The sequence below is a fragment of the Neisseria sp. 27098_8_139 genome, from assembly GCF_041433195.1.
Classification (GTDB): Bacteria; Pseudomonadota; Gammaproteobacteria; order Burkholderiales; family Neisseriaceae; genus Neisseria; species Neisseria subflava.
Window position 1 is genome coordinate 210,390 of record NZ_JAPWBA010000002.1, and the last position, 26,289, is coordinate 236,678.

The window sequence follows — 26,289 nt, forward strand, 5'->3', positions numbered from 1 at the left end:
AAAATAGTTTTCAGATGGCCTTTTGTTTGTTAAGATATTTCGCCCGAGAACATACATTTGTTTTTGGTAAAACAACGGATAAGGCATTCGGAAAGATAGACGGCGAATGCCTTTGCTTGCGGATAAAACCAAACGGCTTTCCATAACGATAAGCAAAAGGCCGTCTGAAAAACAGGAGGACACGATGGACGAACTTTTTATTCAAACGTTGACGATTGCTGGCTCAGATTCCGGCGGCGGCGCAGGCATACAGGCGGATTTGAAGACATTTCAGATGCGCGGCGTGTTCGGCACCAGCGTACTGACCGCGGTTACCGCACAAAATACTTTGGGCGTATCGGCAGTGCATCCGATACCGACCGACATAATTGCCGCGCAAATTGCCGCGATTCAGGAGGATTTTCAAATCCGTGCTTATAAAATCGGCATGCTGGGTACGGCGGAAATCATCGAATGCGTGGCGGAACAAACCGCCGAATGCGACTTCGGTAAACGCGTATTGGATCCGGTCATGATTGCTAAAGGCGGTGCGCCGTTGTTGGAAAACTCGGCCGTCGAAGCCATGAAACGCCTGCTGCTGCCGCATACGGACGTCTTGACCCCCAATCTGCCCGAAGCGCAGGCTTTGACGGGTATTAATATTGAAAACCGCCAAGATGCGGAACGCGCCGCCAAAATTCTTCAGGATTGGGGCGTGAAAAATGTGGTGATTAAAGGCGGCCATCTTGCCGACAGCCAAAGCGAATATTGCACCGACTGGCTGTTTACGCCATACGAAACCATTGAGCTGAACAGCAAACGTTTCCCAACGCCGCATACGCATGGCACGGGCTGCACGTTTTCCGCCTGTATTACTGCCGAGTTGGCAAAAGGGTTTAGCGTGCCTGAGGCGGTTCAAACGGCAAAAAACTATATTGCCGCCGCCATTTCCCATCCTTTGGGCATCGGGGCAGGGCACGGGCCGGTCAACCACTGGGCGTATCAGGACGAATGATGCGTTTAGTCCGATTGTAATTGATTGTATTTTTCAGACGGCCTGACTAGGTTTATCATTTGAAATTGTTTACAATATCGGATTAATGCTTTTACGGATAAAAAAGACACCATGCAAGTTACCTCAAAATGGATAGACGGAATGTGCTTCGTCGGTACAACGGCAAACGGACACAGCGTTGTGATGGAAGGCGCGGCGGCTGAAGGCGAAGTCAAACGCGGCCCCAGCCCGATGGAAATGTTGTTGTTGGGTGTAGCAGGCTGCTCCAGCATCGATGTCGTGATGATTGCCGAGAAACAACGCCAAAAAATCACCGACTGCCGTGCCGAAGTGACTGCCAAACGCGCCGACACCGCGCCGCGCGTGTTTACCGAAATCCATATCCATTTCAAAGTGTATGGTCGGGATTTGCAAGAAAGCGCGATTGAACGCGCCGTACAGATGTCTGCCGAAAAATATTGCTCCGCATCGATTATGCTGGGCAAAGCGGCAAAAATGAGCCACAGCTTCGAGATCGTCGAAACAGAATAGGACGGTTTCAGGGTGGGCGTGTCGGAGCGTGAACCGACTACCCACAAAAAAAGCAGATATATTCACGCATTAACATGAATATATCTGCTTGCTTTTTATTCCTTTTTCTTCTCTCTCTATCAGCCTTTATAACTTGGCTTGTTGATCTCATTGTGCAAGTTTCGTTTAACATTGTCAACAATTTTTAATTATATTTTAAACACCCCCGAAAGCTGCAGGTTTGTAAACGCTTGTGCCTTAATACGGATACTGGGGAAACATTATGGATTACGAAAATAATACCAACGTTGCGCCTGCAACTTCATCGCTTATTTTGGAAGAGCGTCACGATTCCGAACTCTTCCGCGTGTACGCATTGATTTTGGACGGCATTACCGACCATCTGCTGTTGCCGGGCAAAAAACTGACCGAGTCCGAGCTTTGCCGACAAATGGTTTGCTCGCGTAATACCGTGCGTGGCGCATTGTCGCTTTTGGCGCACGACAAAATTGTCGATTTGCAGCCCAACCGCGGCGCATTTGTCCATGTGCCGGACTTGAAAGAAATGAAAGACGTGTTCAACACGCGTATCGAAATGGAAAGCATGATTTTGAGCGTCCTCATTGATATGCCTGATTTGGAAACGCGTCTGCAACCGCTTTACGCCATGATTGAGCAAGAGGGCGCAGCCTCCGAAAGCGGCGACCGCGTGGGTTGGAACCGCCTGTCCAATGCCTTCCATGTCGAATTGGCGCGGCTGTTGGATAATGATGTCCTGTTTGAAATCATGAATACCTTGTGTGCGCGCTCTTCATTGATTGTGGCCGTTTCCGACCCGCTTCGCAAAGAAAAGCGCAACATCGATTCCAATTCACACCATGAACACCGGGAAATCCTCGATTTGTTGCTGGCAGGCAAGCGCAACCGTGTGACCAAAGTCATGCGCCGCCATTTGGGCGCGTGTATGGAACGCTTGGAACAGAAACTCGAGATGTAATCGGTTTGACAATAACAAGGCCGTCTGAAATATTCAGACGGCCATTGGTTTATCCCTATAAAACGAAACGCCATGAAACCAAAAATCCAAAGACACGAACATATCCTCACCCTTGTCCGCGAACATAACTTTATGACGGTGGAAGAGTTGGCGGCGAATTTGGATGTGACACCGCAAACCATACGCCGCGATGTGCAAGAGTTAAGCGAGACCGGACAGCTCAAACGCTATCACGGCGGCGCATCTTTGGGCGATGTTTCAGTTGTAACGGCAGGGCAGGAGCGGCGCAACCATCAGCAGCAGGAAAAAAACGCCATTGCCCGACTGATTGCTTCCACCATTCCCGACAATGCCTCGCTGTTTATCAGCATCGGCACCACCATGGAAGCCGTTGCCGCCGAATTGGTCAGACAGCGTAAAAACCTGCGGATTATCACCAACAATATTTACGCCGCCTCCATCACTGCGGCGCGTACCGATTACACGGTCATCATCGCTTCCGGGGTGGTCCGCCCCTTGGACGGTGGTATTACCGGCGTGGCGACCGTCGATTTTATCAACCAATTCAAAGTCGACTATGCCATCATGAGTACCCACGGCATAGAAAACGACGGCTCGCTTTTGGATGACGATTACAAGGAAGTCAGCGTGATGCAGGCAATGGTGAACAATGCCCGCGTGCGCTATCTTGGCGTCGATCACAGCAAATTCAACAGCAATGCCTTGGTCAGGCTGGGCGATATCGGCGCATTCGATAAGCTGTTTACCGACCGCACACCATCCGTCGCCATGCAGAAAACCCTAAACGAGCGCGGCGTAGCGTGGCAGGTTGCCGACCCTGTATCAAAGTAGCCAAGTCGGGTACAATTGAGCCATCATTCCATTCCTTTCAGACGGCCTGATTGAATGTTCAGGCCGTCTGAAAACAGAAAATCATTTTCCCATCAAAGAAATATTATGTTGAATAAAGACCAATTCGCGGACAACCATTTCATCCGCACCATTATCGAAGAAGACCTCAAAAGCGGTAAACATACAGCCATCCAAACCCGTTTCCCGCCCGAGCCGAATGGCTATTTGCACATCGGTCACGCCAAATCCATCTGCCTGAACTTCGGTTTGGCATATATTTACGACGGCTTGTGCAACCTGCGTTTCGACGATACCAATCCTGAAAAAGAAAACGACGAATACGTCAACGCCATCAAAGAAGACGTCGAGTGGTTGGGTTTCCATTGGGCGGGTGAGCCGCGTTTCGCTTCCAATTATTTCGACCAGCTTTACGACTACGCCGTCGGTTTGATCAAAGATGGCAAAGCGTATGTCGATGATTTGACGCCCGAAGAAATGCGCGAATACCGCGGCACATTGACCGAAGCGGGTAAAAACAGTCCTTACCGCGACCGCAGCGTCGAAGAAAACCTCGACCTGTTCACACGCATGAAAAACGGCGAGTTCCCCGACGGCAGCAAAACCCTGCGCCTGAAAATCGACATGGCTTCAGGCAACATCAATATGCGCGACCCCGTCATCTACCGCATCCGCCGCGCCCATCACCACAACACCGGAGACAAATGGTGCATCTATCCGATGTACGACTACACACATTGCATTTCCGATGCCATCGAAGGCATCACGCATTCCTTGTGTACGCTCGAATTTGAAGCCCACCGCCCGCTGTACGACTGGGTGTTGGACAACATCCCCGCGCCACACGCCACCCGCCCGCGCCAATACGAGTTTTCCCGTTTGGAGCTTTTGTATTCCATCACCTCCAAACGCAAGCTGAACCAACTGGTTTCAGAAGGCCACGTTTCCGGCTGGGATGACCCGCGTATGCCGACCATTTCCGGTATGCGCCGCCGCGGCTACACGCCCGAAGGCCTGCGCCTGTTTGCCAAACGCGCCGGTATTTCCAAATCTGAAAACGTCGTTGACATGAGCGTGTTGGAAGGCGCAATTCGTGAAGAGTTGGAAAACTCTGCGCCACGCCTGATGGCGGTTTTGAACCCTCTCAAAGTGACCCTGACCAACTTTGAAGCCGGCAAAACACAAAGCCGTCGTGCCGCGTTCCATCCGAACCACGAGGAAATGGGCGATCGCGAAGTACCTATTTCACAAACCATCTACATCGAAGCTGACGACTTTGCCGAAAATCCGCCTAAAGGTTTCAAACGCCTGATTCCCGGCGGCGAAGTGCGTTTGCGCCACGGCTATGTCATCAAATGCGATGAAGTAGTAAAAGACGAGGCAGGCAATGTGGTTGAACTCAAATGCAGCATCGACCACGATACCTTGGGCAAAAATCCAGAAGGCCGCAAAGTCAAAGGCGTGATTCACTGGGTGTCTGCCGAACACGCAGCAGAAATCAAAGTCCGCCTGTACGACCGCCTCTTTACCGTCGAGCGTCCCGATGCCGTGCGCGGCGAAGACGGCGCATACCTGCCGTTTACCGATTTCCTCAATCCCGAATCCATTAAGGAAATCACCGCCTACGCCGAACCTGTCGCAAAAGATCTGCCGGCAGAAAGCCGTTGGCAGTTTGAACGCATCGGCTACTTCGTAACCGACCGCAAAGACCACAGCAAAGACACGCCGGTGTTTAACCGCACTGTGACGTTGAAAGATTCTTGGCAGCCCAAGTAATCTGTTTGCAGTTGCTATATTGAAGGCCGTCTGAAAACTTGAAATCCGGTTTTCAGACGGCCTTTGTCGATAAAGGGATGAGATGGAACGTTATTCTGTACATTTGAAACTGCTGGGAATGGCGGTGTTGTGGGGTGCGTCTTGGCCGATGGGGCGGATGCTGGGGCAGTCGCTGCCGCCATTGGCGGGTGGGGCAGTTCGGTTTGTACTGGCTTCGATTTTGTTGTTGGGTTGGTTGTTTGCGCGCAGCAGGTTTGCGACTTTGGCGGCTTTGTCGGCGCGGCAATGGCTGGGCTTGGCGGTAGCTGCTTCCGTCGGGGTATGCGGCTATGCGGTGTTTTTTATGTTGGGTTTGCAGGCGATGCCGGCGGGTAAGGCGGCGGTGGTCGTGGCGGTGAATCCTGTGCTGACGCTGCTGCTGGCGGCTTGGCTTTTCGGCGAGCGTTTAAACGCGAAGATTTTGGCGGGTATGCTGCTGGCGGTTTTGGGTGCAATAACGGCGGTAACGCAAGGACAGCCTTTGACGGTATTGTCGGGCGGCATCAAGGCGGGGGAGTGGTTGATTTTCGGCTGCGTGGTCTGCTGGGCGGCTTATACTTTAATCGGTCGCGCGGTTTTGCGCGGTATAGACGCGCTGACGGTAACGGCGGCAACTTCGCTTATCGGCGCGTTGATGTTGTCGGTGGTGGCGTTGTGGGTCGATGGATTACCGTTTGAGGCAATGGCGGCAATGGATGGGCGCGGTTGGACGGCCTTGGCGTGGCTGGTCATCGGCGCGACGGTATTGGCATATGCGTGGTATTTCGAAGGTGTGAAGATTTTGGGCGCAGGCAGTGCGGCGGCGTACATTACGCTCGTGCCGATTTTCGGTGTACTGTCTTCGGCGTGGTTTTTGGGCGAACCGTTGCATATTTCGCTGGTTGCAGGTTGTGCAGCGGCAGTCGGCGGCATGACGCTGATGCGGTACGGGCAGAAGGCCGTCTGAAGTTGGGCAAATACTCGGATTTTTGATAATAAGATTGCAGTTGCCACGTTACTTCCAGCCGTAATCTTATTGAAGGATAAGACTAAGTTACGGCCTTAGTGTTCGATTTAAAAATTTGACACCCTGCCTCCAACTGCCTAAAATTCAACTTTCTCAAAAATCTACCGTATCCTGCGGCACGATTTCATACTTTCAGACGGCCTTTGTGCCATCTCTCTGATACCATTCAAAATATATCAATACTATGCACGTTTCAGAACTCCAAACCCTCCACATTTCCAAACTCTTGGAAATGGCAGAAGAACATGGCATTGAAAACGCCAACCGTTTCCGCAAACAAGACCTCGTTTTTGCCATCGTCCGCCAGATGATGAAGCAGAATGTCAGCTTTACCTGTTCCGGTACACTCGAAATCCTGCCCGACGGCTTCGGTTTCTTGCGCAGCGCAGATACTTCTTACCTTGCCGGCCCTGATGATATTTATGTTTCGCCCACGCAAATCCGCCGCTTCAATCTGCACACCGGTGACACCATCGAAGGCAGCGTGCGCGTGCCTAAAGACAATGAGCGTTATTTCGCACTTGTCCGCCTTGATACCATCAACGGCGATCAGCCCGAAGTCTGCAAACACAAAATCCTTTTTGAAAACCTCACGCCTTTATTCCCAACCGAACAATTCAAACTCGAGCGCGACATCAAAGCCGAAGAGAATCTGACCGGCCGCGCCATCGACTTGGTTTCCCCAATCGGTAAAGGCCAACGTGCATTGTTGGTTGCGCCGCCTAAAACCGGCAAAACCGTGATGTTGCAAAACATTGCCCACGCCATTACCGCCAATTATCCCGATGTTGAGTTGATTGTCCTGTTGATTGACGAGCGTCCGGAAGAAGTGACCGAAATGAGCCGTTCTGTACGCGGCGAAGTGGTTTCCTCTACGTTTGACGAGCCTGCGCAACGCCATGTACAAGTGGCCGAGATGGTGATTGAAAAAGCCAAACGCATGGTCGAACACAAAAAAGACGTGGTGATTCTGCTGGATTCGATTACCCGTTTGGCACGCGCCTACAATACCGTTGTGCCGACTTCGGGCAAAATTCTGACCGGCGGTGTCGATGCCAACGCTTTGCACCGTCCGAAACGCTTCTTCGGTGCAGCGCGTAATGTGGAAGAGGGCGGTTCGCTTACCATTATTGCGACGGCACTTGTTGAAACCGGCAGCCGCATGGACGACGTGATTTACGAAGAGTTCAAAGGCACGGGCAATATGGAATTGCACCTTGACCGCCGCATGGCAGAAAAACGCCTGTTTCCGGCCATCAGCATCAATAAATCCGGTACGCGCCGCGAAGAATTGCTGGTGCCGAACGATCAGTTGCAACGTATGTGGCTCTTGCGCAAATTCTTGCATCCTATGGACGAAATCGAAGCAACCGAGTTTTTGGTGGGTAAACTCAAAGACTCTAAAAATAACGACGATTTCTTTGAATTGATGCGCGGTAAATAAGCATAAGGCCGTCTGAATATGTTTCAGACGGCCTTTACTTTGCTTGAGGAACCTTTATGACCATCCGAATGAATTGGCAAAACTTATTGTCCACCCAACGCTTCCGTACCAAAAACGGCGAAATCGTGCCGACCGTTACCCCTTCGACGCAGGAAGGTGCCGATGCTTTGCGTACGGATTTTCACATCGACTACGACCGGGTTGTTTTCTCCGGAGCCTTCCGTCGCCTTGGCCGTAAAACGCAAGTGCATCCGCTGGCGCAACATGACTTGACGCACAACCGTCTGACGCACAGCGTTGAAGTTGCCAGCGTGGGCAGGAGCTTGGGTAACCGCGTGGGCGTGATGTTGCACAACGGCGGTTTTCTGCCGCAGGGCAATACGCCCAGCGATATTGGTGCCGTGGTGCAGGTTGCCTGTTTGGCGCATGATTTGGGCAATCCGCCGTTTGGCCATACCGGCGAAGATGCTTTGCGCGATTGGTTCAGACGGCCTGAACATCAAATTTATCTGAACACATTAAACGAAGCGGAACGCAATGATATTCAAACTTATGAAGGCAATGCGCATAGCCTGCGTATCGTTGCCAGCCTTGAAATGTATCCGGAGGCGGGCGGAATGCGCCTGACTGCGGCAGCCATCGGCGCATTGCTGAAGTATCCGTGGACAACGCAACATCCGAACGGCAGAAAGAAATTCAATATTTATCAAACCGAGTTGCCGTTTATCCGTCAAGTTGCCGACGAATTGGGGCTGGTTTCCGCAGGAGTAGACAGCTGGGCGCGCCATCCTTTGTCTTATTTGATGGAGGCTGCCGACGATATTTGCTATGCCTTGCTGGACTTGGAAGATGCCGTCGAATTGGATTTGCTCACGGATACGGAAGTGGAAAGTATTTTGTCCGAGCTGACCTTTGCCGAAAGTGCATGGCACGCCAGCTCCAGCCGTCAGCGTTGCGCCATGTTACGCGGCATTGCGATCGGCAAGGCGATTGATGATGTCGCGCAAACCTTTATGCTGCATCAGTCCGATTTGTTGGACGGAACATTCAAAGGCAAAGACTTGCTTGCGTTGTGTAGCCCGCAAGTGCAAAACACTTTGGCAAAAGCAAAAGATTTGGCGCAAACACGGATTTTCCGCCATCACACCAAGCTCTTGACCGAAATTGCTACATTCCCATGTTTAGGATCTATCTTAGATTTACTCGTCCCTGCCGCGTATGCCCTGATTGCTGAAAAACAGCTGGCAACACGTCAGTCTTTGGCGTTGGAATTATTGAAAAAGCACAATCCGATTCTTCCTGAAGACAGTCTGTATCAGGCCTATATGAAAATTTTGGATTTTGTCGGCGGTATGACCGATAACTCCGCCGCTAAAATGGCGCAGGATTTGTCAGGAGTAGGGATTTTACGTTAATTTTATATTTTTTAATTTCAATCAGTTAATTGAAAATATAAAAAATATCTGCGAAAAGAGTAGACAGGTTTCGGCAAAGCCTATATTATTCGGTCTTCTTGATTCACAACGCACTAGCGAAGTGATAAGGATGCACCCGTAGCTCAGTTGGATAGAGTATCTGGCTACGAACCAGAGGGTCGGGCGTTCGAATCGCTCCGGGTGCGCCACAAGATTTATCTGCGCCCATCGTCTAGCGGTTAGGACATCGCCCTTTCACGGCGGTAACCGGGGTTCGATTCCCCGTGGGCGTGCCAGTTTTCAAAAAAACGCAATCTGTTTCGGATTGCGTTTTTTTATTGTATTTGCTGTGTATGTTTTATGGCCGTCTGAAACGCTCAGTAAATCCAAAGGCAGAAGTGTGTAAAATAAATTGCTCAGGCTTTTTGTTGTCTATATGCGCTTTTCAATCTCATTTTACCATTGTCAAAACCCAATTTATTGACAACAGTATTCATCTTAAAAATTCCCAAACCTGAATTTACATGATTTCATATTTATAATTTCTTGATTTCAGAAAATAAAAATATTTATTTGAACTTTTCTTGAAAAATGCCGTCTGAGATAAAGACAAGACGGAATATCTCTGTTAATGTGTAAATGTCACGGCATTTGCCGGTTTTTATTGAAACCATTTGGGAGTCAATTATGAATATGAATGTTAAATTAATCGTTCCTACCGTTTTGGCGGCTGTTGCCCTGACTGCATGTAGCAGCGGTTCTAAAGCCAAACCTGAAACCAAAGCTGCGCCTACTGCGCAACAACAAACTCAAGCCCAAGCTCAACAAGCTCAAGCTCCAGTACCTAATACTTTGAAAGTAGACTCTATCGACGGTACTAAAGAAGTTCACTACAAATGCGGTAAAGACGGCAAAGAACCTCTGAGCGTAATGTACGGCTTCAAAGGCAACGAAGTTGTTGCCGCCCAAGTAAAATACAAAGGTCAATTAACTGAAAACCTGTTCCGTATCACTGACAGCAGCAAAGATGTAAACGCATTTTGGGGCGGTAATGTTGCTTGGGTTGCTGAAGCAGCCACTGCAGCCAACGTAGACAAAGTTGACGGCAACATGCTGACTATCCGCGGTACTACCGAAGTAAACGGCAAACAAGAAGTGGTTGATCAAATCGTTACCCGCTTCTGCGCATTGGACAAAGGCGCGAAAGCTGCCGCTAAACCAGCTGCTAAAAAAGTGAAAAAATAATTTTTTACCGACAGCTTTAAACGCTGGATAAAATAAAACAGGCCGTCTGAAAAGTTTTCAGACGGCCTTTTCTTTTGAGTGGTTTAACCTAAGAACCAGAATTTCAATGCCCACAACACGGCGACAATCCATACCATAGGCGGTACGTCTTGGGTGCGGTTGCACAAGAGTTTGATGAGTGCGTAGCTGATAAAGCCGAACGCAATACCGTCGGCAATCGAGTAGGTAAACGGCATGAAGACAATGGTCAGGAATGCCGGTGCGGCTTCGGTCATGTCGTCCCAATCGATTTCGCGCGCGCTGCGCAACATTTGTGCGCCAACATAGAGCAGGGCGGGTGCGGTAGCGAATGCAGGAATGCTTTGAACCAGCGGGGAGAAAATCAGACAGGCCAGCATCAGTACGCCGACAGTAACGGCAGTCAGGCCGGTGCGGCCGCCGGCAGAAACGCCTGCCGCGCTTTCAACGTAAGGGGTAGTGGAAGAAGTACCCAAGGCAGCGCCGGCGATAATGGCGGTAGAGTCGGCAAGCAGGGCGCGTTTCAAACGCGGCAGTTTGCCGTCTTGCAACAGGCCTGCGCGGTGGGAAACGCCGACCAATGTGCCGGTAGAGTCAAACAGGTCAACCAGGAAGAATACAAAAATCACGCTGACCATGCTGACGGTGAACAAGCCTTTGAAGTCCATCTGCATGAAGGTTGGCGCAATGCTCGGAACTTCGCCGACCACGCCTTTGAACTCGCTCAAGCCCAAGATGGTGGAGATGGCGGTCAGTGTCAGAATGGTAATGATGATGGAGCCTTTAACGCGGAAGTGGCCAAGTGCAACCACCATGACAAAGCCTGCCATTGCCAGCAGGGCGGTAGGCTGGTGGATGTCGCCCAAACCGACCAATGTGGCAGGATTGGCCACAATCACGCCTGCGCCTTTGAGCGCAATCAATGCCAAGAAGAGGCCGATGCCTGCGGCAATCGACATTTTCAAGCCCATAGGCAGGGCGTTGACCAGCATTTCGCGCACTTTAAAGAAGCTGAACAGGATGAAAATAATGCCTGAAATGAAAACGGCACCCAAAGCCACACGCCAGTCCACGCCCATGCCTTTGACGACGGCAAAGGTAAAGTAGGCGTTCAAACCCATGCCCGGAGCAAGGGCGATCGGGTAGTTGCCGACAAAGCCCATCACGAAACAGCCGATGGCGGAGGCGATACAGGTAGCCACAAATACTGCGCCCATATCCATGCCGGTTTCGCCCAAAATCAGGGGATTGACGATGATGATGTAGCACATGGCGAGGAAGGTTGTCACACCGGCCATAATTTCCGTGCGGACGTTGGTCTGATTGGCGTTGAGGTTGAACAATCTTTCCAAAACGCTTTGATTTGAAGAACTCATTCGAGATATTCCTTTGGGGGAAAGCCGTTTAAGGACGGCATCATCGGGTTTAACTGCCGGAAGCTCGGATTTTAGCCTTAACTTCTCAACAGATAAGGGAATTTTCGGGCGGTATTATACTGAAAAGCCTTTTGTTCGGGTAATAAAAATGAATCAGATGATACTGAGCCGAGCCAAGATAAAGGCCGTCTGAACAGTTTCAGACGGCCTTTGTTTGTGTGTACTTATACCGGTTTGCCTTTCAGGGAGAAGGTGTAGGCTTCGGTGATTTCCAAATCGATCATTTGGTTGATCATGTCGGGTGTACCGGTAAAGTTGACCACGCGGTTGTTGGCGGTACGGGCTTGCAGTTGGTCAGGGTCTTTTTTGGAGATACCTTCAACCAAGCAGCGTTGAACCGTGCCGATCATGGTTTGGTTGATGCGCGCGGTTTCGGCTTCGATGACTTCGTTCAAAGCTTCGAGGCGGCGCACTTTTTCTTCATGAGGCGTGTCATCGTGCAAGTTGGCGGCAGGCGTGCCAGGGCGCGGACTGTAAATAAAGACGAAGCTCAAGTCGAAGGCGATGTCTTTGACCAGTTTCAAGGTTTGCTCGAACTCGCGCTCGGTCTCGCCCGGGAAGCCGACGATAAAGTCGGAGCTGAGGCACAAATCAGGACGGATGGCACGCAGTTTGCGGATGATGGATTTGTATTCCAAGGCGGTGTAGCCGCGTTTCATCGCGCTCAATACGCGGTCGGAACCACTTTGAATCGGCAGGTGCAGATGGGAAACCAGCTTCGGCAGGTCGCGGTAGCACTCGATAATCGCGTCGGTAAATTCGCGCGGATGGCTGGTGGTAAAGCGCAGGCGTTCGATGCCGGGGATTTCGTGGACAATGCGCAACAAAGTGGCAAAGTCGCAGATTTCGCCGTTTTCCATTTCTCCGCGATAGGCATTGACGTTTTGGCCTAAGAGATTGATTTCTTTAACACCTTGTTGCGCCAAGCCTGCAATCTCAGTCAATACGTCGTTGAGCGGGCGGGAGAATTCTTCGCCGCGGGTATAAGGGACGACGCAGTAAGAGCAGTATTTGGAACAGCCTTCCATAATGGAAATGAAAGCCGAGCCGCCTTCTACGCGCGCAGGCGGAAGGTGGTCGAATTTCTCGATTTCAGGGAAGGAAATATCGATTTGCGAGAGGCCGGTGGTTTCTTTGTCGACGATGAGTTTGGGTAGGCGGTGCAGCGTTTGCGGACCGAAAACCACGTCCACATACGGAGCGCGTTTGACGATGTTTTCGCCTTCTTGAGAGGCAACGCAGCCGGCAACGCCGATGATGAGGTCGGGATTTTTTTCTTTGAGCGGACGTACGCGGCCCAAGTCGGAGAAGACTTTTTCTTGCGCTTTTTCACGCACGGAGCAGGTGTTGAACAAGATGATGTCGGCGTCGTCAGGTTGGGTAACCTGTTCGATGCCGCCGTGTTCTTCGGCGAGGACGGACAGCATTTTTTCGCTGTCGTACTCGTTCATTTGGCACCCGAAGGTGCGGATAAATACTTTTTTCATGGTTTGTTTTGATTGATTTGCTTGTTGTAAAAGGGTTCAGACGGCCTGTGAAATACTCGGGCCGTCTGAAAAATTATTCTTCCGCCTTTTTCTGCTTTTTAGCGTGTTCGATGAACCTGTCGGCTTCGGCGTCGGTCAAAATCCAGATTTCGCGGACGAGGCGGCTTTCTTCGTTGTATTTGAACGCAACGGCTTTGCCGGTTTGATTCAGCAGGCGGCCCATCGGAATGAAACGGTCGTTTTCATCGTGAATTTTAGTGAAGCGGGTGATTTGCAGTTTGGCCGCATTGCCGTCTACAATACCCAAGGTCAGCAGGCGCGTCCAAGAAAAACCGCCTTTGCTGACTTTCAGATAAGGCAAATCGACAGTCTTTAAAACGGCTACATCCATATCGTCAGGCAGGCTGCGTTGTGCATGGACGAAGGAGGACGACAAAAGGGCGAGGCTGAGTATGAATCCGCGTAACATGATGCTTTTCTTTTATTGTTTCAATAGGTCGCGGATTATAGCACAAGCAGGAAAAATGTGGATAGAGTGTTTGTTTTTAAAGAATAATTTTGATTTTGCGCCCGATTCTTATTTTGAAGCTTGGGCCGTCTGAAAAGGATTTGGTGTTAAAATGGCACCGATTCGATTTTCAGACGACCTCTTACGAAAGAATTGACCATGAACCGTAATGAAAGCTTGTTCAACCGCGCTAAAGCCATTATTCCCGGCGGCGTGAACTCTCCTGTACGCGCATTCGGCAGCGTCGGCGGCGTGCCGCGCTTCATCAAAAAGGCAGAAGGCGCGTATGTTTGGGACGAAAATGGCACGCGTTATACCGACTATGTCGGCTCTTGGGGCCCTGCGATTGTCGGCCATGCCCATCCTGAAGTCATTGAAGCCTTGCGCGAAGCAGCATTGGGCGGTTTGTCGTTTGGTGCGCCAACTGAAGGCGAAATCGTCATCGCCGAAGAAATCGCCAAAATCATGCCGTCTGTCGAGCAGCTGCGCCTTGTCAGCTCCGGTACAGAAGCAACGATGACCGCCATTCGTTTGGCACGCGGTTTTACCGGCCGCGACAAAATCATCAAATTTGAAGGCTGTTACCACGGACATTCCGACAGCCTGTTGGTGAAAGCAGGCAGCGGTCTGCTGACGTTTGGCAATCCTTCTTCCGCCGGTGTGCCTGCCGACTTTACCAAACATACTTTGGTACTCGAATACAACAATATCGCCCAACTGGAAGAAGCCTTTGCCCAAAGCGGCAATGACATCGCCTGTGTGATTTTGGAGCCTTTTGTCGGTAATATGAATCTGGTTAGGCCGTCTGAAGCCTTTGTCAAAGCCTTGCGCGAATTGACTGAAAAACACGGTGCCGTGTTGATTTACGACGAAGTGATGACCGGCTTCCGCGTGGCGCTGGGCGGCGCGCAATCTTTGCACGGCATCAAACCTGATTTGACCACCATGGGCAAAGTGATTGGCGGCGGTATGCCTTTGGCGGCGTTCGGCGGCCGTAAAGATATTATGGAATGCATTTCCCCGTTGGGCGGCGTATATCAGGCAGGTACATTGTCCGGCAACCCGATTGCCGTCGCCGCCGGTTTGAAAACGCTGGAAATCATTCAGCGCGAAGGCTTCTATGAAAACCTGACTGCCCTGACCCAACGCCTCGCCAACGGTATTGCCGATGCGGCTAAAGCACATGGCGTTGAATTTACGGCGGACAGCGTGGGCGGCATGTTTGGTTTGTATTTTGCCAGCCATACGCCGCAAAACTATGCCGACATGGCGCGTTCCAATATCGACGGTTTCAAACATTTCTTCCACGGTATGCTCGACCGCAATGTCGCATTCGGCCCGTCAGCTTACGAAGCCGGTTTTGTTTCCGCCGCGCATACGCCTGAGCTGATTGACGAAACCATTGCTGTGGCACACGAAGTGTTCAAAGAAATGGCGAAATAAAAGCTGAAGCTGTAATGTGAAATGAAAAAAGGCCGTCTGAAAAATATTCAGACGGCCTTTCGCTATGTTAAATAAATGCTTGATTATGCTTCTTCAGCTTTGCTGCGGATAATCAGCAGAGGCAGGTGGCTTTGACGCATTACGGTTTCGGCGAAGCTGCCCATCAGCAGGTGCATCAGGCCGGTGCGGCCGTGTGTGCCGAGTACCAACAGGTCTGCGCCGTTGTTGTCGGCGTAGTCAACCAAGTCTTGCGCCATTTCACGCGCGCCTTTGTTGGCAACCAACAGGTGTTTCACGATGTTTTCAACGCCGTTTTCACGCGCTGTTTTTTCTGCGAAATCCAAAACTTCGTTACCTTGAGCCACTGCGGCGGCTTCATAGCTTTCGTGTTGCAGGAATTCAGGAGCCAAAGCCATGTATTCGGCAGGGTTGGCAACGTGAACCAAAGTCAGTTGGGCTTTGTTGAGGCTTGCCAGTTCGGCGGCGTGTTTCAATGCATTGAGGGAAGTCTCGCTACCGTCAACGGCTACAACCAGATGTTTGTACATATTTATTCTCCTTTTGCGCCGAGTAGCGGCACTTTCGTTTAATATGAAATCAGAACTTGTCTGAATGTGAAACGATTATAAACTCTTTCGGGCGGGTACAACAGCCCATCTGCTTTCAAGTATAATGTCAGTCCGATTCGCCTGTGGCGTTTTTCATTAATTTATTGATATATCACAAGGTTACTTATGCAGGATGCCGCTTTTCTTTCTTCGCGCCGCTTTGGCGGCATTGCCAGACTTTACGGAGACGAAGCACTGGCGCGCTTTTCGCGTGCGCATGTGTGCGTGGTCGGCGTCGGAGGTGTCGGCTCGTGGGCGGTGGAGGCTTTGGCGAGGAGCGGTATCGGTCGTTTAACGCTGATTGATTTGGACAACGTTGCCGAGTCGAATGTCAACCGCCAGTTGCACGCTTTGACCGATGATTTCGGTAAGGCAAAAGTTACCGCTTTGCGCGAACGCATCGCCCAAATCAATCCGCAATGCGAAGTGACGGAAATCGAAGATTTTGTTACCGAAGACAATCTGGACGAGCTTTTCAGACGGCCTTTTGACTTCGTGATCGACGCCATCGACCAAATCCGTGTCAAAGCGGCGATGGCGGCTTATTTTGTGCAACACAAACAACCGTTTATTATCAGCGGCGGCGCGGGCGGACAGAAAAATCCGGCTTTAATCCAAACCGCCGATTTGAGCCGCGTTACCCACGATCCGCTGCTTTCCAACTTGCGCTACACCTTGCGTAAACGCTACGGCTTCAGCCGCGATACCAAAGAAAAAATGCGCGTGCCTTGCGTTTATTCAACCGAGAATATTACGCCGCCGCAATCCGGCGAAGCGTGTTCGACCGATGTCGCGCCGCAAGGTTTGTCCTGTGCGGGCTACGGCGCGAGTATGCTGGTGACGGCTTCGTTTGGGCTGTATTGTGCGCAGGCGGCGGTGGAGCATATCGCGGGGCGGAAGTGAGGGGTAGAGGAAGATGGTTAAGAGCCGATTTTTCAAAGCCTATTTTATTGCCAGTCTGATTTATGCGGTATGGTTCGGCGTATTGATGTATGCTGTCGATCCGATGTTTCTTGATGTGATGGAATGCGATACGCTGCCGGGCGATTATTTGTGTGTGCAAAGCGGTTATGACCGCCCATTCACCACTTTTCTTTATCCGTTTCTGTCCGTCGTGATATTCAGCCTGTTGCACGCCGGTATTATGAAATGGCGCAAACTCCGTTCGGTTAAAATGATTTGGTTTTTGGTCGGCTGCGAAAGTTTGCTGCTGTTGGCTTTGATAGTGGCGATGCTTGCGAGGGATGGTTTTGTGTTGTCCCGAGATGTTGGCTCGGTACTGGCGGGTACAGTTTTCGCCAGTCTGCCGCTGTTGGGTATGGCCTTGGCTCAGACCTTTGCCGTCGCCATTGTTTCTCTGCAAATCAATCGTAAAAAACTCTGATTTTTATATTAAAAACGGGTCGTCCTTGTTTCAGACGGCCTTTTGTTGATGAAACTTCTTACTAAACTTAAAAAGAAAAAGACCCTTTAACCATGCCTTCAGAACACCTTATTTCTTCCACTGCTGCAACGCCGTCTGAACATACCGTTGCGTGGGTGTTCGGTCAGCCTGTTACTGATGTGCCGCAGGATTTGTTTATTCCGCCCGATGCGCTGAAGGTGGTATTGAGCAGCTTCCAAGGGCCGTTGGATTTGTTGCTGTACCTCATCCGCAAGCAGAATATCGATGTCCTTGATATTCCGATGGTGAAGATTACCGAGCAGTATCTGCACTATATTGCCCAAATGGAAGCGTATCAGTTTGATTTAGCGGCAGAATACTTGCTGATGGCGGCGATGTTGATTGAAATTAAATCGCGCCTGCTTCTGCCGCGTCCTGAAGAGGTTGAGGATGAAGAGGCGGATCCGCGTGCCGAGTTGGTGCGCCGTCTATTGGCTTACGAACAGATGAAACTGGCGGCTCAGGGCTTGGATGCGTTGCCGCGTGCCGGACGTGATTTTGCTTGGGCGTATTTGCCGCTGGAAATCGCGGTCGAAGCGAAGTTGCCGGAAGTGTACGTTGCCGATTTAACGCAGGCTTGGTTGGGTATTTTGTCGCGTGCCAAGCATACGCGCAGTCATGAAGTGGTGCGGGAAACCATTTCCGTGCGCGCGCAGATGACGGCGATTTTGCGTCGCTTGAACGAAAGTGGTATCAGCAAGTTTAGCGATTTATTTAAGCCGGAGCAGGGCGCGACATATGTGGTGGTCAATTTTATTGCATTGCTGGAATTGGCTAAAGAAGGCTTGGTGCGTATCGTGCAGCCTGAAAATTATGGTGAAATCGAAATCAGCCTGAAAGACGGTTTGGAAACAAACGAAGCTGAAATGCTTTCAGACGGCCTTGAAGCCGATGAAACCGATAACGAGAATTTGAATAAAGAGAACTAAAATGGATTCGACGACAAGTCATAACAAAGCTTCTTTATGGGCGGTGGGCTTAATGTTGTTTGCCCTGTTTTTTGGGGCGGGGAACCTGATTTTTCCTGCTTTTTTGGGACAGCAGGCCGGTGAAAAATGGCTTTCGGCCATGTTTGGCTTTTTGCTGACAGGGGCGGGTTTGCCATTGTTGGGTGTGATTGCCGTCGGTTATTCCGGCTCGCGTGATGTGGAGGCACTGGCTTCCCGTGTTGCGCCTTGGTACGGCGTGACTTTTGCCACGGCGCTTTATTTGGCAATCGGCCCTCTGTTTGCCATGCCGCGTACGGCGACAGTGTCTTTTGAAACCGCGATTTCCCCTTTCATTGGTGAATCTTGGAAAAACATCGCATTGGCCGTATTCAGCCTGGTGTTTTTCGGCATGACTTATTGGCTGTCAATTTCTCCGGGGAAGCTGGTTGACCGTATCGGTAAAATCCTCACGCCTGTTTTGTTGCTGTCAATTGCGATATTGGTCGGCTATGCCGCCATTAATCCGATGGGCGTGCCGCAGGCGGCGCAAGGTGATTTTGCCACTCATCCGTTGATTAAAGGCATTTTGGAAGGCTACGGCACCATGGATGCGCTGGCTTCGCTGGTGTTTGCCATTATCGTCATCGATGCCGTTCGCGCCATGGGCGTGGACAACCGCGCGGACTTGCTGAAGACCACGACGATTTCCGGTGTGTTGGCGGCTTCTTGTTTGGCAGTGGTTTACCTGTTTATCGGTTATATGGGCGCGACAGGTGTGGCCGGTATCGGCTTGCAGGAAAACGGCGCGTCGGTTTTGTCTAAAACTGCACAGCACTATTTCGGTACGGCCGGTATTGTGTTGCTTGGTGTCATGGTGCTGCTTGCCTGTCTGAGTACGGCGGTTGGCTTGATTACTTCATGCGCCGAATATTTCAATCGTCTCTGCCCGGGCATTTCTTATAAAACCTTTGTGATACTGAATACGGTGGTGTCTATCCTGTTGGCCAACAAAGGTCTGTCAGCGATTTTGCAGTTTTCCATCCCTATGTTGATGCTGTTGTATCCGCTGACCATCGTCATCATTCTGCTGGTTTTGACGGATAAATTGTTTGGCGGCGGCCGTATTGTCTATTTCTGCACCATGATGGCGGCCCTTGTGGTCGGTTTATTCGACGCCTATAAGGCCGCGTTTGGATTTAATGCTGACACCACTGCTGCCATCGAGCGCGCATTGCCGTTTTACAATATCGGTTTAGGGTGGGTTGTTCCCTCTTTAGCCTGCTTTATACTCGGCTGCATTTTGAATGCGGCGTTGAAGAAAAAAGCATGATGACAAACAGGCCGTCTGAAATGTTCAGACGGCCTGTTTATTTCGCCAACTACGCAAACGACAGATGATTTTTTTAAAGAAATCCGTTATAATTGAAAAGTTAAGGCTTTGCGAAATACCGTTTCGCAGATGCAACATATTGAGAAGATTTATTTCCACAAATCCCGTTTTTTCAGCAAACGACTTGAACTGAAGGCGGATTTCGTGGTATAAATCGCGTTTTACTATTTTAGAAGTTTGGAGACTAACCATGGCACGAGTTTGCAAAGTGACCGGTAAGCGCCCGATGTCTGGCAATAACGTATCACACGCCAACAACAAAACCAAACGTCGTTTTTTGCCTAACTTGCAATCACGTCGTTTCTGGGTAGAAAGTGAAAACCGCTGGGTTCGCCTGCGCGTTTCTAACGCTGCATTGCGCACCATCGATAAAGTAGGCATTGATGTCGTATTGGCTGATTTGCGTGCTCGCGGCGAAGCTTAATTTAAACACCATTAATTAAGGATTACTGCAATGCGCGATAAAATCAAACTGGAGTCCAGCGCTGGTACTGGTCACTTCTACACAACTACTAAAAACAAACGTACTATGCCTGGCAAACTGGAAATCAAAAAATTTGACCCAGTAGCCCGTAAACACGTTATTTACAAAGAAACTAAATTGAAATAATCCGGTTTCTTCCAAGAAAAAGCTCCTGTTTTGCAGGAGCTTTTCTTTTTGTTTCCCGATTGGTTTGGGGCTTATTTCAAATGTGTATGCAAGATATTTTTGAATTGCTTTATAAGAGGCAAAATAAAAGAGCGTGTATCCATTGGGATTGCGCTCTTTTATTTTTCAGACGGCCTGATAGGGGATAAGCAGCCTTAAATTATGAGTAAACATTCAACAACGACTTAATGATCTACCTTGATGCCTTGGTTGTCAGAATGTTGTTTTTTATCCAGCTCTTTTTGCAAGGTATCGCATGGCGTGTCGCAATCGCACATTTTCTTCATGCCGAGAGAAGAAATGCCGCCGCAGCTGCCTTTGATGGTGCGTTTGGAGAAAATATAGCCGACTGCCATGCCGAGGATGACAATGATAAAAATACCGAAAGTCAGAAGGAGGGTTTTCATGTGTGTATTCCTAGAGGTTAGTTCAATAATTTCTTGAATGCGCTGGACATTTTAGTATGGTAGCCGCCTTGAGGGTTTCGGATGATGAGGAAAACGGCGAGATTTTCTTGCTCGGCAAGTTTAAGTGCTTCGGTTTCTCCGAGGACGAACAAGCCGGTTGAAAGGCCGTCTGCAATTGTGGCGTTTTCAGCAACTACGCTGATGGAAGCAAGGTTGTGGCTGATGGGTTGTTTGGTTTTAGGGTTGATGATATGGGAAAGACGGCGGCCTGACTTATCGACATGGAAAATGCGGTAGTCGCCGGACGTGGCCAGTGATTTATTGTCCAATGGAATAGTGATTTGGGTGGCACCGCCTTGAACAATATTGGGCTGCTCGATGCCGATACGCCAAGGGTTGCCTTGCGCATTGCGGCCTTTGCCATGCAACTCGCCTCCGATTTCTACCAAATAATTGCCGATATTGAGTTTTTCAAGTTCGGCGGCGGTTTTATCCACGCCAAAGCCTTTGGCGATGGAGGATAGATCTAAATAGACTTCGGGATGGGTTTTCGCCAGTGTAGGCTGCTGCCCATCTTGGGAAAGTTTGAGTTTGTCCGTACCGACCATTTCTGAAGCATGTTGGATTTCTTGTACAGTTGGTTCGTGTGTGATTTCTTTTTGCGGGCCGAATCCCCATAGGTTGACCAAAGGACCGACGGTTACGTCCAGTGCGCCGTGCGTCAGTTTGTTTAAACGCAAGGCTTCGCCGGTTACATAGGCAAAGTCTTGGGAAATGGGCATGGCCTGATTGACGGTGCGTAGCTGGTTGAATTGGCTGATTTCGGAATCAGTCTGGTAGGTAGACATTTGTCGATTGACTTCTTGAAGTGCGTCATCAATGCGTTTTTGGATTTCGGCAGGGGAGGGGAGTTTGTCTTGGCCGTCTGAAAGATATTTGACGGTATAGGTCGTGCCCATGGTCTCGCCTCGCAGGGTAATGGTTTGTTGTTTTTCAGGTTGGCAGGCAGAGAGTGTGAGTGCGGAAACGATGGCAACGGTACAACCGATTATCGGACGGTAAAACGAATTGGAAAGAAACGGCATAAGGGATTTGCGGATTATTTTTTGAAACCTTTATTGTATCGTAAAAGAAAGGTTCAGGCCGTCTGAAAGTATGGTTTTCAGACGGCCTGGAAATAAAAAAGGAAGAAACCGAAGTTTCTTCCTTTTTGTTTGTTAGCCGCCGAAATCGTCCAAGAGGATGTTTTCGTCTTCCACGCCCAAGTCTTTGAGCATTTTGATCACGGACTGGTTCATGATTGGAGGGCCGCACATATAGAATTCGCAGTCTTCCGGTGCTTCATGGTTTTTCAGGTGGTTTTCGTAAACCACGTTGTGAATGAAGCCTGTGTAACCGTCCCAGTTGTCTTCAGGCAATGGGTCGGATAGGGCGACATGCCATGTGAAGTTCGGGAATTCTGCCGCGAGTTGGTCGAAGTCTTCGACATAGAACATCTCGCGTTTAGAACGGGCACCATACCAGAAGGTAATCTTACGTTTGGAATTCAAACGTTTCAGCTGGTCGAAAATGTGGGAACGCATCGGAGCCATACCCGCACCACCGCCGATAAATACCATTTCGGCATCGGTATCTTTGGCAAAGAACTCACCAAACGGACCGGAAATCGTTACTTTATCACCGGGTTTGAGCGACCAAATGTAGGATGACATTTGTCCCGGAGGCGCATCGGGTACGCGCGGAGGCGGCGTGGCGATACGCACGTTCAGCATAATGATGCCTTTTTCTTCTGGATACGAAGCCATGGAGTAGGCGCGCAAAATCGGCTCGTCTACTTTGGAAACGTATTGCCACAGATTGTATTTGTCCCAGTCTTCGTGGTATTCCTTAGGAATGTCGAAGTCTTTGTAGGCAACAGTGTGAGGAGGGGCTTCAATTTGAATGTAGCCGCCGGCGCGGAAAGGCACTTCTTCGCCTTCTGGAATGGCAAGCTTGAGTTCTTTAATGAACGTTGCTTTGTTGTCATTTGAGATGACGGTGCATTCCCATTTTTTCACGCCGAACACTTCTTCCGGTACTTCGATGTCCATGTCGGTTTTAACGTTGACCTGACAAGACAGACGGCAGCCTTCGCGCGCTTCGCGTTTGCTGATGTGGGACAACTCGGTTGGCAGAATGTCGCCGCCGCCGCTTTTCACGACAACACGGCACTGACCACATGAGCCGCCGCCACCGCAGGCGGAAGGAACGAAGATGCCTTGGCTGGCAAGCGCACCCAGCAATTTGCCGCCGGCAGGCATCGTCAGCTCTTTTTCGTTATTGACTTTGATGGTGATGTCGCCTTCGCTCACCAACTTGGATTTGGCAAACAGAATCATCAGTGCCAAAACCAAGACGATGACGGTAAACATCACGATACCTAAAATAATCTCCATGCCGATTCCTTTCTTATAACTGGATGCCGGAGAACGACATAAACGCCATTGCCATCAGGCCAGCGGCGATAAAGGTAATGCCCAAGCCTTTGAGGCCTTTAGGGACATCCGAATATTTCATTTTTTCGGTAATGCCCGCCAAAGCGACAATGGCCAAAAGCCAGCCCAAACCTGCACCGAAACCGTATACAACGGACTCGCCGAAGTTGTATTCGCGTTGCGCCATAAACGATACGGCACCGAAAATCGCGCAGTTTACGGTAATCAGAGGCAGGTAGATACCCAATGCGTTGTAGAGGGCAGGGACGAATTTGTCCAAGAACATTTCCAAAATCTGTACCAAAGCGGCAATCACGCCGATAAAGGTAATGAATTTCAGGAAGGTCAGGTCCACGCCTTCAACCAGCGCGCCGTCTTTCAACAGCGAGTAAACAAGTTGGTTGGCTGGGACGGACAGGCCGAGTACGAAAGTTACGGCAACGCCCAAACCGAATGCAGTCGATACTTTTTTAGATACCGCCAAAAATGTACACATCCCCAAGAAGAAGGAAAGTGCCATGTTTTCCAGAAAGACGGATTTTACAAAGAGGCTTAAGTAATGTTCCATGTGTTATTTCTCCGCCTGTTCAGGTTTCCAAGTGCGTAGACCCCATACCAAGAAGCCGATGATGAAGAACGCGCTAGGGGCGAGCAGGAACAAGCCGTTGGTTTGATACCAGCCGCCATCTTGTACGGTTTGGAAAATGGTGTAGCCAAAGAGCTTGCCTGAGCCGATCAGTTCGCGGATGGTTGCGATGATGATCAGCATCATGCCGTAACCTGCGCCGTTACCGATACCGTCAACCAAGCTCTCCAAAGGAGGCTCTTTCATGGCGAATGCTTCGGCGCGGCCCATCACGATACAGTTGGTAATAATCAGGCCGACGAATACGGACAGCTGTTTGGACAGCTCATAAGCAAAAGCTTGGAGCAGTTGGTCAACCAGCGTTACCAAGGAAGCAACAATCGCCATTTGCACAATAATACGGATGCTGTTGGGGATGTAGTTGCGTACCAAAGAAATGAAGAAGCTGGAAAAACCGGTTACTAAACTGACGGAAATACCCATTACGATGGCCGTCTGAAGTTTGGTGGTAACCGCCAAAGCCGAACAAATACCCAAAACTTGCAAGGCAATCGGGTTGTTGTCGATAAAGGGTGAAAACATCAAATGTTTCAAGCGTTTCATGTCAGCCATTATTGTGCTCCTGCTGATTTCAATTTGTTCAGGTAGGGGATATAGCCGTTTTCGCCGAACCAGTAGTCGAACGAACCTTGCACACCTTTAGACGTCAGCGACGCGCCGGAGAGGGCATCTACGCCGTGTTCTTTGTCTGAGCTTGCGCCTTTGCCGACGTGCAGGGCAAATTTGCCTTGTTCGTTAAACAGTTTTTTGCCGACGAATTTTTGTTGCCACAGAGGGTTGCCGATTTCGCCGCCCAAACCCGGAGTTTCGCCTTGGTCGTAGTAGGTAATGCCGTTGATGGTGTTGCCGTCAGGTTGAATGGCGACAAAACCGTACATGACAGACCACAAACCGTTGCCGTGCATAGGCAGGATGATTTGGCTGACTTTACCGTCTTCGCCTTTTACCAAGTAAACCTCAGTGTATTTGGCACGGCTTTTGATGCCTGCCAAATCGTCTTCAGGTTTGATTTGGATGCTTTGGGCAGGGTCTTTGCCGGCAACGCGTGCGCTGAAGTCTTTAGGCGCATCGGCGACGTATTCGCCGGTTGCCAAGTCCACGACACGTTGCTCGATACGCTCGGCAAAGGTTTTGCTGATGTCGGTGTTTTTATCCATCAAACCAGCTACGCTCAAGATATAGCCTTGTTTGTCTTGGAGTTTTTGTTTCTCTTGGATTGGTTTCAAGCCGACGACCGCACCAGCAACAATGATGGAACAAATCAGGCTGACAACCAATACCACAATCAGCGTGCCGCTGAAGCTGTCTTTATCGAATTTCTTAGCCATTGCTGCGCGCCTTTCTGCGTTTGATGTTCGCTTGTGCGACGAAATAGTCGAAAATCGGGGCAAACAGGTTGGCAAACAAAATCGCCAACATCATGCCTTCGGGGTAAGCAGGGTTGACCACGCGGATTAACACGCACATTACGCCGATAAGTGCGCCGTACCACCATTTGCCGACATTGGTAAAGGAAGCGGAAACAGGGTCGGTCGCCATAAACAGCATACCGATGGCGAAGCCGCCGACCACCAAGTGCCAGTACCAAGGCATGGAGAACATAGCGTTGGTGTCCGAACCGATGAAGTTAAATAGTGAAGACATGGCAATCATACCGATCATCACGCCGGCAATAATGCGCCAAGAGGCAATGCGGGTGAATACGATAAACGCGCCGCCGATTAAGAGCGCCAAAGTGGATACTTCGCCGATAGAACCGGGCAAGTTGCCGATAAACGCATCCATCCAAGTGATCGGTTGATTGGTAACGGCATTTTTCAGACCTTCCGAACCGTGTGCTGCCCATTGAGCCAACGCAGTTGCGCCGGAATAACCGTCAACCGCCGTCCAAACAGTGTCGCCGGTAATATTGGCGGGATAAGCGAAGAACAAGAAAGCACGGCCTGCCAGCGCGGGGTTCATAAAGTTTTTACCTGTACCGCCGAATACTTCTTTCGCAACCACAACGCCGAAAGAAATACCCAAAGCCGCTTGCCATAAAGGCAGGGTAGGAGGAACGATTAAAGCAAACAGAATCGAAGTCACGAAGAAACCTTCGTTGATTTCGTGTTTGCGCACGGATGCGAACAAAACTTCCCAGAAGCCGCCCACAACAAATACAGTCGCGTAAATCGGCAGGAAGAAAATCGCGCCGAAGAGCATTTTGCCCAACACGCCCGCTTCAGACGACATATTGATGCCCAAAGCGTTGGCAAGGGCGTAATGCCAGTCGTTGGCGATATTTTGTTGCAGCAAATCAGGCGTTAACGCACCGAATGCCTGTACGCCGACGTTGTACATACCGTAGAACATGGCAGGGAACAAAGCCAGCCACACCAAAATCATCATGCGCTTGGAGTCGAGCGCATCGCGGACGTGGGCCGCTTTGCGCGTTACCGCGCCGGATGTATAGAAAATCGTCGCCGCAGCTTCATAGAGGGCATACCATTTTTCATGTTTGCCGCCCGGCAGGAAGTGCGGTTCGATTTTTTCAAGAAAATGTTTCAAGCCCATA

The 26,289-nt window shown here is 50.2% G+C and carries 27 protein-coding genes and 2 tRNA genes; 18 read left to right on the forward strand and 11 right to left on the reverse strand.

The genetic code is table 11. The features are described from left to right. Positions 1-184: 184 nt before the first annotated feature. The 11 genes from thiD (at position 185) to O3660_RS03745 (ending at position 10,296) form a co-directional block, all read left to right on the forward strand. The gene (thiD, locus tag O3660_RS03695; RefSeq protein ID WP_049352060.1) at positions 185-994 is read left to right on the forward strand and encodes a bifunctional hydroxymethylpyrimidine kinase/phosphomethylpyrimidine kinase; all 810 of its coding nucleotides are present in this window, start codon (positions 185-187) and stop codon (positions 992-994) included. Positions 995-1,105: 111 nt separating this feature from the next. After that, positions 1,106-1,525, forward strand: coding sequence for an OsmC family protein (locus O3660_RS03700; RefSeq protein WP_003679886.1), 420 nt, complete (start codon positions 1,106-1,108; stop codon positions 1,523-1,525). Positions 1,526-1,787: 262 nt separating this feature from the next. Next, entirely contained in the window at positions 1,788-2,501 is a 714-nt protein-coding gene (locus O3660_RS03705) for a GntR family transcriptional regulator (protein ID WP_004519550.1), read from the forward strand. 72 nt (positions 2,502-2,573) lie between these two features. Continuing rightward, positions 2,574-3,353 carry a DeoR/GlpR family DNA-binding transcription regulator gene (locus tag O3660_RS03710; protein ID WP_049352062.1) on the forward strand — a complete coding sequence of 260 codons (780 nt, stop codon included), beginning with the start codon at positions 2,574-2,576 and terminating at the stop codon, positions 3,351-3,353. Positions 3,354-3,458: 105 nt separating this feature from the next. Beyond that, the gene (locus tag O3660_RS03715) at positions 3,459-5,147 is read left to right on the forward strand and encodes a glutamine--tRNA ligase/YqeY domain fusion protein (RefSeq protein ID WP_049352065.1); all 1,689 of its coding nucleotides are present in this window, start codon (positions 3,459-3,461) and stop codon (positions 5,145-5,147) included. A gap of 82 nt (positions 5,148-5,229) precedes the next feature. Then, on the forward strand, positions 5,230-6,132 hold the full coding sequence (locus tag O3660_RS03720) for a DMT family transporter (protein WP_049352067.1): 903 nt from the start codon (positions 5,230-5,232) through the stop codon (positions 6,130-6,132). A gap of 244 nt (positions 6,133-6,376) precedes the next feature. Continuing rightward, the gene (rho, locus tag O3660_RS03725) at positions 6,377-7,636 is read left to right on the forward strand and encodes a transcription termination factor Rho (RefSeq protein ID WP_003680905.1); all 1,260 of its coding nucleotides are present in this window, start codon (positions 6,377-6,379) and stop codon (positions 7,634-7,636) included. A 56-nt stretch (positions 7,637-7,692) separates the two neighbouring features. Beyond that, positions 7,693-9,051 (forward strand): deoxyguanosinetriphosphate triphosphohydrolase, encoded by a 1,359-nt coding sequence (locus tag O3660_RS03730; RefSeq protein WP_049352068.1) that lies wholly within the window; start codon positions 7,693-7,695, stop codon positions 9,049-9,051. A gap of 132 nt (positions 9,052-9,183) precedes the next feature. Next, a tRNA-Arg gene (locus tag O3660_RS03735) sits at positions 9,184-9,260 on the forward strand. A 12-nt stretch (positions 9,261-9,272) separates the two neighbouring features. Further along, positions 9,273-9,347, forward strand: a tRNA-Glu gene (locus O3660_RS03740). A gap of 391 nt (positions 9,348-9,738) precedes the next feature. Beyond that, positions 9,739-10,296, forward strand: a complete 558-nt coding sequence (locus tag O3660_RS03745; protein ID WP_049352577.1) for a hypothetical protein — start codon at positions 9,739-9,741, stop codon at positions 10,294-10,296. 83 nt (positions 10,297-10,379) lie between these two features. On the opposite strand, the gene O3660_RS03750 is transcribed toward O3660_RS03745, so the two are convergent. The 3 genes from O3660_RS03750 to O3660_RS03760 form a co-directional block, all read right to left on the reverse strand. After that, complete coding sequence (locus tag O3660_RS03750) at positions 10,380-11,690, reverse strand: NCS2 family permease (protein ID WP_049352523.1); 1,311 nt, start codon at positions 11,688-11,690, stop codon at positions 10,380-10,382. Positions 11,691-11,914: 224 nt separating this feature from the next. Next, positions 11,915-13,237, reverse strand: a complete 1,323-nt coding sequence (miaB, locus tag O3660_RS03755) for a tRNA (N6-isopentenyl adenosine(37)-C2)-methylthiotransferase MiaB (RefSeq protein WP_003684389.1) — start codon at positions 13,235-13,237, stop codon at positions 11,915-11,917. A gap of 73 nt (positions 13,238-13,310) precedes the next feature. Continuing rightward, positions 13,311-13,706 carry a hypothetical protein gene (locus O3660_RS03760; protein WP_049352525.1) on the reverse strand — a complete coding sequence of 132 codons (396 nt, stop codon included), beginning with the start codon at positions 13,704-13,706 and terminating at the stop codon, positions 13,311-13,313. A gap of 198 nt (positions 13,707-13,904) precedes the next feature. Here O3660_RS03760 and hemL point away from each other — a divergent pair, with 198 nt between their 5' ends. Further along, positions 13,905-15,188, forward strand: coding sequence for a glutamate-1-semialdehyde 2,1-aminomutase (gene hemL, locus O3660_RS03765; protein ID WP_049352527.1), 1,284 nt, complete (start codon positions 13,905-13,907; stop codon positions 15,186-15,188). A gap of 83 nt (positions 15,189-15,271) precedes the next feature. On the opposite strand, the gene O3660_RS03770 is transcribed toward hemL, so the two are convergent. Beyond that, positions 15,272-15,736 (reverse strand): universal stress protein, encoded by a 465-nt coding sequence (locus tag O3660_RS03770; protein ID WP_049333908.1) that lies wholly within the window; start codon positions 15,734-15,736, stop codon positions 15,272-15,274. Positions 15,737-15,922: 186 nt separating this feature from the next. Between O3660_RS03770 and O3660_RS03775 the strand changes: the two genes are divergently transcribed. The 6 genes from O3660_RS03775 to rpmG all read left to right on the forward strand — a co-directional run bounded on the left by O3660_RS03775 (position 15,923) and on the right by rpmG (position 20,169). After that, positions 15,923-16,699 (forward strand): ThiF family adenylyltransferase, encoded by a 777-nt coding sequence (locus O3660_RS03775; RefSeq protein WP_049352528.1) that lies wholly within the window; start codon positions 15,923-15,925, stop codon positions 16,697-16,699. Positions 16,700-16,712: 13 nt separating this feature from the next. Next, positions 16,713-17,180 carry a hypothetical protein gene (locus O3660_RS03780; RefSeq protein WP_049329026.1) on the forward strand — a complete coding sequence of 156 codons (468 nt, stop codon included), beginning with the start codon at positions 16,713-16,715 and terminating at the stop codon, positions 17,178-17,180. Between the two features lie 92 nt (positions 17,181-17,272). Beyond that, on the forward strand, positions 17,273-18,169 hold the full coding sequence (locus tag O3660_RS03785) for a ScpA family protein (protein ID WP_003684326.1): 897 nt from the start codon (positions 17,273-17,275) through the stop codon (positions 18,167-18,169). A 1-nt stretch (position 18,170) separates the two neighbouring features. Next, the gene (brnQ, locus tag O3660_RS03790) at positions 18,171-19,499 is read left to right on the forward strand and encodes a branched-chain amino acid transport system II carrier protein (RefSeq protein ID WP_049352530.1); all 1,329 of its coding nucleotides are present in this window, start codon (positions 18,171-18,173) and stop codon (positions 19,497-19,499) included. A 250-nt stretch (positions 19,500-19,749) separates the two neighbouring features. Further along, positions 19,750-19,983: a 50S ribosomal protein L28 gene (rpmB, locus tag O3660_RS03795; protein WP_002216391.1), complete on the forward strand. Its 234-nt coding sequence runs from the start codon at positions 19,750-19,752 to the stop codon at positions 19,981-19,983. Positions 19,984-20,013: 30 nt separating this feature from the next. Further along, complete coding sequence (rpmG, locus tag O3660_RS03800) at positions 20,014-20,169, forward strand: 50S ribosomal protein L33 (protein ID WP_003684373.1); 156 nt, start codon at positions 20,014-20,016, stop codon at positions 20,167-20,169. A 224-nt stretch (positions 20,170-20,393) separates the two neighbouring features. Here the strand turns inward: rpmG and nqrM are convergent, their stop codons facing one another. The 7 genes from nqrM to O3660_RS03835 all read right to left on the reverse strand — a co-directional run bounded on the left by nqrM (position 20,394) and on the right by O3660_RS03835 (position 26,288). Continuing rightward, positions 20,394-20,615 carry a (Na+)-NQR maturation NqrM gene (gene nqrM, locus O3660_RS03805; protein WP_003680888.1) on the reverse strand — a complete coding sequence of 74 codons (222 nt, stop codon included), beginning with the start codon at positions 20,613-20,615 and terminating at the stop codon, positions 20,394-20,396. 17 nt (positions 20,616-20,632) lie between these two features. Next, positions 20,633-21,700: an FAD:protein FMN transferase gene (locus O3660_RS03810; protein ID WP_080974680.1), complete on the reverse strand. Its 1,068-nt coding sequence runs from the start codon at positions 21,698-21,700 to the stop codon at positions 20,633-20,635. 132 nt (positions 21,701-21,832) lie between these two features. After that, complete coding sequence (nqrF, locus tag O3660_RS03815; RefSeq protein ID WP_049352532.1) at positions 21,833-23,050, reverse strand: NADH:ubiquinone reductase (Na(+)-transporting) subunit F; 1,218 nt, start codon at positions 23,048-23,050, stop codon at positions 21,833-21,835. A gap of 13 nt (positions 23,051-23,063) precedes the next feature. Then, positions 23,064-23,657: an NADH:ubiquinone reductase (Na(+)-transporting) subunit E gene (gene nqrE / locus O3660_RS03820; RefSeq protein ID WP_003684365.1), complete on the reverse strand. Its 594-nt coding sequence runs from the start codon at positions 23,655-23,657 to the stop codon at positions 23,064-23,066. Between the two features lie 3 nt (positions 23,658-23,660). Next, entirely contained in the window at positions 23,661-24,287 is a 627-nt protein-coding gene (locus O3660_RS03825) for an NADH:ubiquinone reductase (Na(+)-transporting) subunit D (RefSeq protein ID WP_049352534.1), read from the reverse strand. Further along, positions 24,287-25,063, reverse strand: coding sequence for a Na(+)-translocating NADH-quinone reductase subunit C (locus O3660_RS03830; RefSeq protein WP_049329021.1), 777 nt, complete (start codon positions 25,061-25,063; stop codon positions 24,287-24,289). Before O3660_RS03830 ends, O3660_RS03825 begins: the two co-directional genes overlap by 1 nt. Beyond that, positions 25,056-26,288 carry an NADH:ubiquinone reductase (Na(+)-transporting) subunit B gene (locus O3660_RS03835; RefSeq protein ID WP_049329020.1) on the reverse strand — a complete coding sequence of 411 codons (1,233 nt, stop codon included), beginning with the start codon at positions 26,286-26,288 and terminating at the stop codon, positions 25,056-25,058. The genes O3660_RS03830 and O3660_RS03835 overlap by 8 nt, the downstream gene beginning before the upstream one ends. Between the last annotated feature and the right edge of the window lies 1 nt (position 26,289).